At 61.7% G+C, this 12,173-nt stretch carries 10 protein-coding genes; 9 read left to right on the top strand and 1 reads right to left on the bottom strand.

Annotation, left to right across the window (positions count from 1 at the left end; all coding sequences use genetic code 11):
• The first annotated feature begins 16 nt into the window (after positions 1-16).
• The 5 genes from scpB (at position 17) to ACTQYB_RS00470 (ending at position 5,746) form a co-directional block, all read left to right on the top strand.
• Complete coding sequence (gene scpB / locus ACTQYB_RS00490) at positions 17-673, top strand: SMC-Scp complex subunit ScpB (RefSeq protein ID WP_321046820.1); 657 nt, start codon at positions 17-19, stop codon at positions 671-673.
• 159 nt (positions 674-832) lie between these two features.
• On the top strand, positions 833-2,761 hold the full coding sequence (gene typA, locus ACTQYB_RS00485) for a translational GTPase TypA (protein ID WP_033505208.1): 1,929 nt from the start codon (positions 833-835) through the stop codon (positions 2,759-2,761).
• 191 nt (positions 2,762-2,952) lie between these two features.
• Positions 2,953-3,486 carry an alcohol dehydrogenase gene (locus ACTQYB_RS00480; protein ID WP_441481643.1) on the top strand — a complete coding sequence of 178 codons (534 nt, stop codon included), beginning with the start codon at positions 2,953-2,955 and terminating at the stop codon, positions 3,484-3,486.
• Positions 3,483-4,532, top strand: coding sequence for a prephenate dehydratase (locus ACTQYB_RS00475; RefSeq protein ID WP_152570312.1), 1,050 nt, complete (start codon positions 3,483-3,485; stop codon positions 4,530-4,532). Before ACTQYB_RS00480 ends, ACTQYB_RS00475 begins: the two co-directional genes overlap by 4 nt.
• 119 nt (positions 4,533-4,651) lie before the next feature.
• Positions 4,652-5,746 carry a prephenate dehydrogenase gene (locus tag ACTQYB_RS00470; protein WP_441481712.1) on the top strand — a complete coding sequence of 365 codons (1,095 nt, stop codon included), beginning with the start codon at positions 4,652-4,654 and terminating at the stop codon, positions 5,744-5,746.
• Between the two features lie 249 nt (positions 5,747-5,995).
• Here the strand turns inward: ACTQYB_RS00470 and ACTQYB_RS00465 are convergent, their stop codons facing one another.
• Positions 5,996-6,274: a DUF6725 family protein gene (locus tag ACTQYB_RS00465; protein ID WP_029576521.1), complete on the bottom strand. Its 279-nt coding sequence runs from the start codon at positions 6,272-6,274 to the stop codon at positions 5,996-5,998.
• Between the two features lie 409 nt (positions 6,275-6,683).
• Here ACTQYB_RS00465 and ACTQYB_RS00460 point away from each other — a divergent pair, with 409 nt between their 5' ends.
• From ACTQYB_RS00460 to ACTQYB_RS00445, 4 genes are all read left to right on the top strand, one after another.
• Complete coding sequence (locus tag ACTQYB_RS00460) at positions 6,684-7,724, top strand: tyrosine recombinase XerC (protein WP_404440105.1); 1,041 nt, start codon at positions 6,684-6,686, stop codon at positions 7,722-7,724.
• A 580-nt stretch (positions 7,725-8,304) separates the two neighbouring features.
• Positions 8,305-9,942, top strand: a complete 1,638-nt coding sequence (locus ACTQYB_RS00455) for a peptide ABC transporter substrate-binding protein (protein WP_441481644.1) — start codon at positions 8,305-8,307, stop codon at positions 9,940-9,942.
• Between the two features lie 310 nt (positions 9,943-10,252).
• A complete protein-coding gene (locus tag ACTQYB_RS00450) occupies positions 10,253-11,179 on the top strand; it encodes an ABC transporter permease (protein WP_318355877.1) in 927 nt (308 codons plus the stop codon).
• A 19-nt stretch (positions 11,180-11,198) separates the two neighbouring features.
• Positions 11,199-12,167 carry an ABC transporter permease gene (locus ACTQYB_RS00445; protein WP_033505221.1) on the top strand — a complete coding sequence of 323 codons (969 nt, stop codon included), beginning with the start codon at positions 11,199-11,201 and terminating at the stop codon, positions 12,165-12,167.
• Positions 12,168-12,173: the final 6 nt, after the last annotated feature.

The following is a 12,173-nucleotide window of genomic DNA, read 5'->3' as shown; positions in this document are numbered from 1 at the left end:
CAATACGAAGCGTGAGATGGCCTCTCAGAGCGGCACGGCGGCTCCGGGTGGCTCGGACAAGCTACAGCAGGCTTGGCAAGTGGATGATTTTCCCGGCGGATTGCCCGCGTGCCTTGAAGCGGTGCTGATGGTTGCGGACGGGCCGCAACAGGAGCGGGACCTAGCGCACGCGTTGCATTGCGATCCCAAGGATGTCCGCGACACGCTCGAATCGCTCCAACGCGAATACGACGGGGATCTCGAACACGGCATCGCCCCGCGAGGCTTTGCTTTGCGCAGCAGCGCTCGTGGATGGCAGTATGTCAGTCGCAGCGAGTTCGAACCGGTTGTCGGAGCGTTCGTTACTGACGGGCAAACTTCCCGCCTGTCGCAGGCGGCGCTCGAGGCGCTCGCCATCATCGCGTACAAGCAGCCGATGACTCGCGCCCAGATCGCTTCCATCAGAGGCGTCAATTCCGACGGCGTGATCCGATCGCTGACCGTGCGCGGATTGGTGCAGGAACATGGCGCGGATCCCCAGACACACGCCGCGTTGCTGGAGACGACCGGATTGTTCCTCGAATACATGGGCCTCGATTCGTTGGACGATTTGCCGTCGTTGGCCCCGTTCCTGCCGGCCGACGCAGGACAAGTGGTCCGCGAGGCGGCGGGGGAGCAGCTTGGCGCGTTGTAGCCCGTCGCCGTGGCCGGCCTGTGTGCTTCGCGGACAGCCGATTCAACCTGTCGTGGTCCGCCGGTAATCTTGTGACGGTTTATGTGTAAGCGGTAGGTGGGTGATTCCCGCATCCGAGAGTGATACGTAGACAAATCATGCAATTAAGAGAGGTAATTGATGGCAGTTCGCGGTGATATCCGTAATGTGGCAATTGTAGCGCACGTCGATCACGGCAAGACCACCTTGGTCAACGCCATGCTCCAGCAGTCCCACGTCTTCAACGAACGTGAGGAAGTCCCGGACCGCGTCATGGATTCCAACGATTTGGAACGCGAGAAAGGCATCACCATCCTCGCCAAGAACACGGCGGTCAAGTACACCGGCCCCCTTGCCGCGAAGTACGGCGAGCCCAACGGCATCACCATCAACGTGATCGATACTCCCGGCCACGCCGATTTCGGCGGCGAGGTCGAGCGCGGTATTTCCATGGTCGACGGCGTGGTGTTGCTCGTCGACGCGTCCGAAGGCCCGCTGCCGCAGACCCGTTTCGTGCTGCGCAAGGCGCTCGAGGCGAAGCTGCCGGTCATCCTGTGCATTAACAAGACCGACCGCCCGGACGCCCGCATCTCCGAAGTCGTCAGCGAATCCACTGATCTGCTGCTCGGCCTGGCTCAGGACGTCATGGAGGAGGGCGTCGACCTTGATCTCGACTCCCTGCTCGACCTGCCGGTCATCTACTGCGCCGCGAAGGTCGGCTACGCTTCCGCCGACCAGCCTGCCGACGGCGCCCTGCCGGACAACGACAACCTCGAACCGCTGTTCGAATCGATTATCGCCAACATCCCCGCCCCGCAGTACGAGGAGGGCGCACCGCTGCAGGCCCATGTCGCAAACATCGACTCCTCCGACTTCCTCGGACGTCTCGGCCTCGTGCGCGTGTACAACGGCTTGCTCGAGAAGGGCAAGACCTACGGCCTGTCCCGCGTGGACGGCTCGATTGAGAACTTCCGTGTCTCCGAACTGCTGCGCACGCAGGGTCTGGACCGCATCCCGGTGGAATCCGCAGGCCCCGGCGACATCGTCGCTGTCGCCGGTGTAAGCGACATCATGATCGGCGAAACCATCGTCGACCCGAACGACCCGCGTCCGCTGCCGCTTATCCATGTCGACGATCCTGCGATCTCCATGACTTTCGGCGTCAACGATTCCCCGCTGGCTGGCCGTGAAGGCAAGGATCACAAGCTTACCGCCCGTATGATCAAGGATCGTCTCGACCGCGAGCTCATCGGCAACGTGTCCATCAAGGTGCTGCCGACTGACCGTCCTGACGCGTGGGAGGTCCAGGGCCGTGGCGAACTCGCGCTGGCTGTCCTCGCTGAGGAGATGCGCCGCGAAGGTTACGAGCTGACCGTCGGCCGCCCGCAGGTGGTCACCAAGATGATCGACGGCAAGATCAACGAGCCGATGGAGAACACCACCATCGACGTGCCCGAGGAGTACATGGGTACGGTCACGCAGCTGCTGGCCGACCGCAAGGGCCGTATGGATTCGATGACCAACCACGGTTCCGGCTGGGTGCGCCTGGAATTCACCGTGCCGTCCCGTGGTCTGATCGGCTTCCGCACCGCACTGTTGTCCGCCACGCGCGGTACAGGCATCGCGAGCTCCATCTCCGCTGGCTACGCCCCGTGGGCAGGTGAGATCGTGACCCGCCAGAACGGCTCCATGGTCTCCGATCGCGCCGGTGTCGCCACCCCGTACGCCATGCAGCGTCTGCAGGCCCGCGGCCAGTTCTTCGTCGAGCCGCAGTCCCCGGTCTACGAAGGTCAGGTCGTCGGCATCAACAACAAGCCTGACGAGCTCGATGTCAACATCACGCTGGCCAAGCATATGACCAATATGCGTTCCTCCACCGCCGACGTGCTTGAAACGCTCACCCCGCCAATCAAGATGAGCCTCGAGGAATCGCTTGATTTCGCGAACGAGGACGAATGCGTCGAGGTGACGCCGGAAGCCATCCGCGTGCGCAAGATCATCCTTAGCCGCGACGAATGGTACAAGTGGCGCGCCAAGCAGCGTCGCCAGAACAACGCGGCAGCCAAGTAAGGCATGACACCGTCATCGCGCTCTTGACACGCGAAGACGATTGACGGTCTGACGCCGTCTGCACTCGGCATGGTCTGGGTGCAGACGGCGTCGTCGTTTTCGCGATGTTGTTTCGCGGTGTACAAGCGCGAGGGATTCGCCGGTGTGGAAGCAGCGGGGCGTTTTTCGCGGCGGGAAGGCATACTGGACATATGACTTCTTCACCAGCTTCGGGGCGCGACCTGCCGTGGTCGCATCGCCAGTCGTATCCGACACGGATGACCATTTCGCTGCTCGCTGGCGCCGCGGTCGGCATGATCGGCACGCTTGCGCATCGGCTGGGCGCGTCCGCGAATATTCCGTACGGCCTGGTCCTCGCATTGCTTGTTATCGTGCTGTCCGCGTGGTGCGCGCGGTCACGCGCCGGCGCGCTGGGGCTGGGAGTCCATGTGGCGGCGTCCTCGATTGTCGCGTGGGGGCTTGCGGTGGCTCCACGTGGTTCGGGCGCATTGGCGCCGGTGGGGTTCGGGGACCCCTCGGCGGTACCGTTCTGGAGTGAGCATGTCGGCATGATATGGCTGTACGGCATGATTGTGGTGCAAGTCATCCTGCTGTTCCTGCCCAAACGATGGTTCCGTATCACCGTGGATGACGACATCCGGCCGGCGGCACACGCGGCGGCTGCAAGCGGCACCGCCGATGGCACAGACACCGGCAACACCGCGCAAGACAAGGAAGTCCAATGAGCCAAGACATCACCGACAACACTGTTTGCGACGGTAATCGCGCATTTGAGGCTGCAAGTCGGCGCCAGTCGCTCCCGTTGTATTATCTGGGCCCGCAAGGCTCATTCACTCATCAGGCGGCGGTGTGTGCAAGCCGGATGCTTGCATCGCTGTCGGAGAACATCACTCCGATGCCGGAAAGCACCATCCCCAAGGTCATGGCGCATGTGCGCGACGGCGAGGGATGGGGTGTCATCGCGTGGGAAAACAATGTCGAAGGGTATGTGGTCCCGAACCTCGATATGATGATCGACGCGGATGACGTTGTCGGCTTTGCCCATGTCGGCGTCGATGTCGTGTTCGACGCGTTTGTGCCACAGGGGAGCGCGAAACGAGGCGTCGCGCTCCGTGAAGCGACTGCACACCCACACGGATTGGCACAATGCCAGCGATTTATCGCCCGGCATCATCTCACGCTCATGCCCGCCACGTCGAACGCGGCCGCCTGCCGGGACGTGCGTGACGGCCAAGTGGCGCTCGGCCCATCGATTTGCGGCGAATTATACCATTTGGACACGCTGGAACACCATGTGCAGGATTATCACGGCGCTCGAACCGAGTTCCTCGTTCTCGCCCGCCGGGATGATGTGCCCTCGCTGATGGCGCAAGTCAAGGCGGACGGCAACAGCGAGTTCGAAACGATCATCGCGTTCATCCCGTTGAGCACAGGGCCCGGCGTACTGGCGAATCTCCTGGACGTGTTACGTGACGCCGGACTGAATATGACCAGCTTCATCTCCCGCCCGATCAAGGGGCATGCGGGGACTTACAGTTTCGTCGCTGCCGTGGATGCGGCCCCATGGCAACCGCATTTCCGCAGTGTGCTGACCGAGGTTGTCGAACATGGCGACTGGGTGAAGACCCTAGCGGTCTACCCGCGCAGGGAGCGCCCGAATCCGCCGGTCAATGAATGGATGCTGCCGCAAGGGGGAGTGTGCTTCGACCCCCATGCCATTCCAGAGGCGTGGGATAGCAGTGTTGATGCCGCAAGGGAGTTGCTGTGGTGAGTGATGATTCCGGGCGGCGGTTAGCATGCGGCTATGCGGAGGGCATCACGGGCTCGGCGATCGCCGCGACCGATACGGCGAATGCGACAGGCTCGACGAACGCGACAGACTCGACAAGTATGGCGCACACGGCAGAACGAGGAAGGGAGACGGATACGATGGCAGACAAGACGGGCATGACAATCGGCATTGTCGGATTGGGCCTGATCGGTGGCTCCCTGGCACGCCATCTGGCGGCCAACGGGTATCGGGTGATTGCGTGGAACCATCGTCCGCACCCGTATGAACAGGCCAGACGGGACGGCATCGTATGCGTGGACTCGCTCGAGGAACTCGCCGGGCATCCCGGTGCACGCCCCGATCTCATCGTATTGTGCAATCCGCTGAAAGCCATGCCACAGATGCTCTCCCGGCTTGCCCTGGTCATCGACCGCACGACGACCACCCTGACCGATGTCGGCAGTGTAAAAGCCTTGGTGCGGCAGCAGGTCGTCGCCGCGGGTCTGGGGAACTGCTATGTGGGCGCCCATCCGATGACTGGAACCGAGCGTTCCGGCTTCGAGGCTTCCGATCCAAGCCTGTTCGACCATGCCTTGTGGGCGATCACCGTGGACGAATCGACAGATTACCGGCGTTTCCTTGTGGTAGCGCGCATGATCACCGAGGGGTGCGCCAATCGGTGCATCGTCATCGACGACGGCACGCATGATCGCGCCGCGGCGCTGATCTCTCACATGCCGCATGTGGTCGCCACGGCGTTGATCAATGAGCTGACGGACAATCCCGACCGCAATATCGCCGCAGCCCTCGCCGCAGGATCGTGGCGTGACATGACCCGTGTGGCGTTGACTGATCCGCAGCGAACCCGTGCCATGGTCGATGAGGACGCCGAGAATGTCGAAACGCTGTTGCGACATATGGCCGATCGCCTTGTCGCAGTCGCTGACGCGTTGCACGACGAGGACAACCGGCAGATCGGAGAGTTCTTCGCCCACGGCCAACCATTCCGCGACTACAAGGCGGCGTGCGTGCGCGCGAATACTCAGGCGGAAACGCCGGTGACGATGGACATGCCGCTCAATCTCGCCACGTGGCGTGACCAACTGTTGGAATCGGCACGTCGCGGCGAGCAGGTGACGTGGTGGCGTTCGGATGCCGTCGCGGTGGTCGAGCGCCGCCCGGCGGTGGTGTCCGCTGCGCTAGTGCGTGCGTGACATCTGCCTGCCTGATTATGCGACATCCGCGGGACGGCCCGCGATTTCAGTGGCGTGTGGTTGTGTGTGTCCGGTTTTGTGTTTTTGGTTCCAGTTGCCTGTAGTTTCACGTCATCGGTTTCGTGTCCCGGTTCCGACCGCCTCGATGGTTGAGTTGACCGGGCACGCCCACACCAGGTGCTGGATATTGGGAGAAGTCGTCTGATTGCGCGATTCGCATCTGAATTCCCGATTTGCGCGCGGTCGTTCCTAAGCCTTGTCGGATGCCTTTCGACGTGCCGCTGTGCCGGGGCGTTCCGGAACCGGCTTGAGCCGCACGATGCTATCGGCCTCGATACTGACCTGCTGTTCGGGGCGAGACCCGTTGGCGGCGGCGTCGCGGATCATCTTCAGGGTGGTTCCGTTCCACTGCTGCACATGCCCGACAAAATCCCGATACGTCATTCTGCCGGTGTTCGGGTCCGCACCTGCCTTCGTGCGGACGACGATGCGGGCACCAGATGGAATCTCGCGTGGAAGCCTCGGCACCCCGCTCCCGCCGATGGCGCCGGACAGGTCGCGCGGCTCTCGCTTCGCGGGCGGGACGTAGGTGTTCCCCGCGGTGTTGTGCGGTTCGGGTTGTGGAACGATGAACATGGTCTCCTCGCTTGCTGGGGTTCCGCGCAGATCGGGCCTGCGGTCAACACCACGGATATGCGGATATGCGGATATGCCGTGGTGCCCATCTTATGGCCGTTCACGTATCGGCGTAGATCGCGGCTGCGTACTATGGCAACTATTATGGGCGAACAAGGATAAGCGGACGAGCGTGAACGAGTAGATACGGGCAGACGGAAGGTATACACAGATGGAACGGGAACGACGCAAACCGGGCGCTCGCCGGTCAGGTGGCGCAGCGGACGGACGGGCTTGTGACAAGAAGGAATCCTCGTCACAGATGGAGCAGCTCGTCGGCGCCCAAATCGAAGCGGTTATCGACGAGTTCCTCCACGATCTTCGCGTCAATCGCGCCGCCAGCGACAATACGCTGAAAGCGTATCGCATCGATGTGCTGGACTGCCTCGTCACCATGAATATCGATGGCCTCGAAGCGCTCGATCGGGTCAATGTGGACGATTTGCGGGCGTGGATGTCCAGTGAAAGCGCCCGCGGATACGCGCGTTCCAGCATGGCGCGCAGGACCGTGGCGGTCCGTGGCTTCTTCCGTTGGGCGCAGGATCAAGGGCTGATTGACAGCGACCCCGCTGCCCTGCTCATGACCCCGAAAATCCCTTCCGTGCTTCCGGCGGTATTGACCGAAGCACAGGCGAAAACCCTGATGGATGATGCGGATGCGTACACAGCGCGGGGGAGTGCAGGGGCGGCGCGAGAGGGACACCAGCAAGGACCTCAGCAAGGACAGCGTCGATCGGAGCGCGGTGGGCAACAACCGGAATGTCAACGGCACCAGACCGGCGGTTCGCCTGCGGACCATGCAATCGCCGTCCGCGACGCTGCGATGATGGAGCTGCTCTATGCGACGGGCATCCGCGTCGGGGAACTTGTCGGCATCGACATTGCCGACATCGATTTCGCCCAGCGCACCGTCCGCGTCACCGGCAAGGGGGATAAGCAGCGTGTCGTTCCGTTCGGAGCGCCGGCGGCGCGTGCTCTGGACCAGTGGCTGCAAGCCGGACGCCCCGCGCTTGCATGCGATCTTTCTGGGGAGGCGTTGTTCCTTGGTCGCCGGGGCGGCCGGGTCGACCAGCGGATTGTCCGGCAGGTCGTACATCGCGAGGCTCGCAAGGCGGGTGTTCCGGACATCAGTCCGCACGCCTTGCGGCACAGTGCCGCGACCCATATGCTCGACGGCGGCGCCGATCTGCGTGAAGTGCAGGAGATGCTCGGGCACGCCTCGTTGCGTACCACCCAGCGGTACACCCACGTTTCGATGGAACAGCTCAAACAACGCTACCGGCAGGCTTTCCCGCGCGCCTGAATGGTACGATGCTGCGGCGGTGCCCGACATGCTTTGGCTGGATAATCCGCTACCGAACCGGAGAACGCATGCCGACAACCGATTCGGTTCGCAAGAGCGCTCGCCGTTATCCAAGTTGCGCCCGGTGCGACCGGTCCGGGAGCATATTGCAACGACGAGCGAACGCTGTTTTTCCTCCGTCAAATCTATATTGGCAAACAACAAACCACACGCGGAACATCTAATCTGCATGTCCCTGCGCGCCCGCAGGCTTGTCGCGCGTTGTGCGCGGAACGAGAAGAAAATTAACCGACTCGTAACAATGGTTGCGAAAACATCGGCGGGCCACGTCGAGTGGCAAGTATCCGGCATGCCCTAGGCACCCTTGGAAATTCTTGTCATGTAAGGCCTTGGACGACGTCGCGATTGAACACCTGATGCGCGAGGCGTTGCAGATGGCAACGAGAACATCATCTTGCGTCTTGTCCCACAGAGGGATAAGAATTGACGATGTTCAGCAACGAGGTTGGGGCGGGAGCCCGAGCCTCGTTGTTTTTTGGGATTCGTCCCAAAATCAAACACACACAGGAGAAAAACACATATGAAGAAGAAAGCAATTGCGCTGATCGCGGCGGCATGCTCGCTCGCGATGGCGCTCGGCGGCTGCGGTTCGTCGTCATCTTCGACTTCCGGTTCGTCCAACGGCGGCAAGGTCATCATCACCGCCTTCGGTTCCGAACCGCAGAACCCGCTCGTCCCGGGCAACACCAACGAAACTGGCGGCGGCCGCCCGGTCGAACTGATGTTCGCCCGCCTGGTGAGCTTCGACAACAAGGGCAACGCGAAGAACGAAGTCGCCCAGTCCATCAAGCCGAATGCCGATTCCAGCGAATACACCATCACCCTCAAGAAGGGATGGAAGTTCACCGATGGCACTCCGGTGACCGCAGAATCCTTCACCAAGGCCTGGAGCTACACCGCCAATGCGAAGAACGCCCAGAAGTGCGCGTCCTTCTTCTCGACCATCAAGGGCTATGACGACCTGCAGAAGGACGGCCTGAAGGGCGACGAGCAGCTCTCCGGCCTCAAGGTCGTCGACGACTACACCTTCACCGTCACCATGAACCAGCCTGACGCCACCTTCCCGGTCAAGGTCGGTTACGAGGGCTTCTCCCCGCTGCCGGAATCCTTCTACAAGGACCCGAAGGCCTTCGGCGAGAAGCCGGTCGGCAACGGCCCGTACAAGTTCTCCAGCTGGGATCACAACAAGCAAATCGTGCTGGTCAAGAACCCCGACTACAAGGGCAACGTCAAGGTCAACAATGACGGCGTGACCTTCAAGATCTACACCTCCACCGATTCCGCCTACGCCGACGTGCAGTCCGGCAACCTCGACGTCATGGATTCCGTCCCGGCGACCGCGACCAAGACCTTCCAGTCCGACCCCAACGTCGTGGCATACAACAAGGCCGGTTCCGTGAGCCAGACCTTCACCATCCCGTCCGATCTCGATCACTTCCAGACCAACACCGAGGAAGGCGTCCTGCGTCGCCAGGCCATCTCCATGGCCATCAACCGCAAGACCATCGTCGACAAGGTGCTCGGCGGCGTCGGCACCCCGGCCAAGGAATTCACCTCCCCGATGACCCCGGGCTATTCGGACTCCCTCAAGGGCGAAAGCAATCTGGAGTACAACCCGAAGAAGGCCAAGGAACTGTGGGCCAAGGCCGATGCCATCTCCAAGTATGACGGCACCCTCACCTTCTCCTACAACGCCGACGGCGGCGCCAAGCCGATCTACGACGCTGTGGTCAACCAGCTGAAGAACAACCTGGGCATCAAGGCCGCCACCAACCCGGTTCCGACCTTCCAGGAGTTCCGCACCGACGTGTCCAACCGCACCATCAAGGGCGCGTTCCGTACCGGCTGGCAGCCTGATTACCCGTCCCCGGAGAACTACCTGTACCAGCTGTACGACTCCGCTGCGGCCGACAACCAGGGCTCCAACGACGGCGACTACAAGAACCCGGCCTTCGACAAGCTCATGGACCAGGCGTACGCCGCGACCAGCACCGAAGCCGCGAACAAGATCTACCAGCAGGCCCAGGAAATCCTGCTCAACGATCTGCCGGCCATCCCGCTGTACTACGGCAACGCGTACGGTGTGGCTGCCAAGGGCGTGAAGAACTTCACGATGAACTGGCAGAACCAGCCGGTCTATTCGGAGCTGTCCAAGTGACGGCACGCCGATAGGCGTCTGATATTCCACGAGGGCGCATGGCATGGATTCATGTCATGCGCCCTCGTCGCGTCAAACCCATCATTATCCGAAAAAGCAATGTTTCTACGCTGTTAACGTCCGGTATACGGAAACGGTCACCGTGACGCCCAGAATGCCCTACAATACAGGGCGAGCGCGGTTTCAGGCCTTGTACAGGTGACGCAGGGGCAGAGGTGGGGTAGACTATCGTAAGTATTTTATGGCCGCAGTGCCGCCATGCCCGACAGGGCCCGGTGCGAACGGCCGAAGAGCAATAAGGAGCAACCCAATGGGCAAATATCTTCTGCGACGCATTCTGCAGATGATTCCCGTGGTCCTTGGCACGACCCTCCTGGTTTATGCTCTTGTCTTCGCGCTGCCGGGCGACCCGGTGAAAGCCATGTTCGGGGACAAGCCGGTCAACCAGGCGGTCGCGGCCCAGATCCGCGCCGAATACAACCTTGACAAGCCGTTCATCATTCAGTACCTGCTGTTCCTCAAGAACGCACTGACCCTTGATTTCGGCAACACCTTCGCCGGCCAGCCGGTCATCGACGAAATCGGCCGCGCCTTCCCCGTGACCATCAGGCTCGCGTTGATGGCCTTCGTGTTTGAAGCGGTTTTCGGCGTCATCTTCGGTATCATCTCCGGCCTCAACAAGGGACGTTGGGGCGACACGGTGATTCTGATCATCTCCCTGCTGCTCATCTCCGTGCCGACCTTCGTCACCGGCTTCATCATGCAGTATCTCGTCGGCGTCAAGTGGAGGCTGCTGCCTGTCACCGCCGGCAACGATCCGGGCTTTGTCGATCTGCTCATGCCGGCCATCGTGCTCGGCTCAGTGTCCATGGCGTATATCATTCGCCTCACCCGCGGTGAGATCTCATCCAACATGAACGAGGACTACGTGCGTACCGCCCGTGCCAAGGGCATGGGTCGCCGCCAGGTGTTCATGCGCCACGTCCTGCGCAACTCGCTGATTCCCGTGGTCACCTATCTCGGCCAGGATCTCGGAGCGCTCATGGGCGGCGCGATGATCTCCGAAACCATCTTCAACGTGCACGGCATCGGATACCTCACCTATCAGAGCATCCTCAAGGGCGAAAGCAATATGGTCGTTTCCATCGTCACTCTGCTGACCCTGATCTTCGTCGTCACCAACCTCATCGTCGACCTGCTGTACGCGGCGCTTGACCCGCGCATCCGGTACGCGTGAGAGGAAGGAAGAGATAATCATGGCAGAACCATCACGCAATGACACCGCCCGCGTATTGCCCGGACAGGAACGATTCGTCGCACCGATCGACGAAACCCCGCTCCAGGCGGTCGACTCGATCGACGAATCCGCGCCGGCGGCCAGCATGTGGGCTGACGCGTGGCGTACGCTGCGTCGCAACCCGATGTTCATCATCTCCGCGATCCTCATCATCTTCGTCGTGTTCGTCGCCCTCTTCCCGGGCGTGCTCACCAAGCAGAATCCGAACTACTGCAACCTCGACAACTCCCTCGAGCCCGCCAAAGCAGGCCACCCCTTCGGCTTCGACCTGCAAGGCTGCGACGTGTATACCCGCACCATCTACGGGACCCGCACCTCGCTGAGCGTCGGCCTGCTGTCCACGATTTTCGTGGTGGTGATTGGCGCGTTCATCGGCGCGCTCGCCGGCTTCTTCGGAGGTTGGGTTGACGCGGTGCTCAGCCGTCTGACCGATATCTTCCTCGCGCTGCCGATTCTGCTCGGCGCCATCGTCGTGCTGCAGATGTTCAAGACCAGCACCTCGATCTGGAAGCTGGTGCTCGTCATCACGCTCTTCGGCTGGGTGTCCACTGCGCGTATCGCCCGAGGCGCGGTCATGGAAGCGAAGAACCTCGAATTCAACACCGCCTCCACTGCCTTAGGTTCGACGCCGTGGCGCAATCTGATCCGGCATATCATCCCCAATTCGCTGGCCCCGATCATCGTCATCGGCACCACGTCCCTCGGCTCCTACATCGTGCTTGAGGCGACGTTGAGCTTCCTCGGTGTCGGCCTGCCGACCACCACGGTCAGCTGGGGCGGCGACATCTCCAGCGCGCAATCCGTGCTGCGGACCAACCCCTCCGTCCTGTTCTATCCGTCGGCCGCGCTGGCAATTACCGTGCTGGCCTTCATCATGATGGGTGACGCCGTCAAGGACGCGCTCGATCCAAAGAGCCGTACGGCCTGACAAGGA

It is taken from the genome of Bifidobacterium sp. LCP19S3_E9 (genome assembly GCF_052121135.1).
GTDB classification, from domain to species: domain Bacteria; phylum Actinomycetota; class Actinomycetes; order Actinomycetales; family Bifidobacteriaceae; genus Bifidobacterium; species Bifidobacterium thermacidophilum.
This window is presented reverse-complemented; position numbering and strand designations above follow the sequence as displayed.

What these genes read in the sequence shown, in the direction of transcription:
- scpB (WP_321046820.1), top strand. Translation starts at nt 17, where the DNA reads ATGGCCTCTCAGAGCGGCACGGCGGCTCCGGGTGGCTCGGACAAGCTA.
- typA (WP_033505208.1), top strand. Translation starts at nt 833, where the DNA reads ATGGCAGTTCGCGGTGATATCCGTAATGTGGCAATTGTAGCGCACGTC.
- ACTQYB_RS00480 (WP_441481643.1), top strand. Translation starts at nt 2,953, where the DNA reads ATGACTTCTTCACCAGCTTCGGGGCGCGACCTGCCGTGGTCGCATCGC.
- ACTQYB_RS00475 (WP_152570312.1), top strand. Translation starts at nt 3,483, where the DNA reads ATGAGCCAAGACATCACCGACAACACTGTTTGCGACGGTAATCGCGCA.
- ACTQYB_RS00470 (WP_441481712.1), top strand. Translation starts at nt 4,652, where the DNA reads ATGGCGCACACGGCAGAACGAGGAAGGGAGACGGATACGATGGCAGAC.
- ACTQYB_RS00460 (WP_404440105.1), top strand. Translation starts at nt 6,684, where the DNA reads ATGGAGCAGCTCGTCGGCGCCCAAATCGAAGCGGTTATCGACGAGTTC.
- ACTQYB_RS00455 (WP_441481644.1), top strand. Translation starts at nt 8,305, where the DNA reads ATGAAGAAGAAAGCAATTGCGCTGATCGCGGCGGCATGCTCGCTCGCG.
- ACTQYB_RS00450 (WP_318355877.1), top strand. Translation starts at nt 10,253, where the DNA reads ATGGGCAAATATCTTCTGCGACGCATTCTGCAGATGATTCCCGTGGTC.
- ACTQYB_RS00445 (WP_033505221.1), top strand. Translation starts at nt 11,199, where the DNA reads ATGGCAGAACCATCACGCAATGACACCGCCCGCGTATTGCCCGGACAG.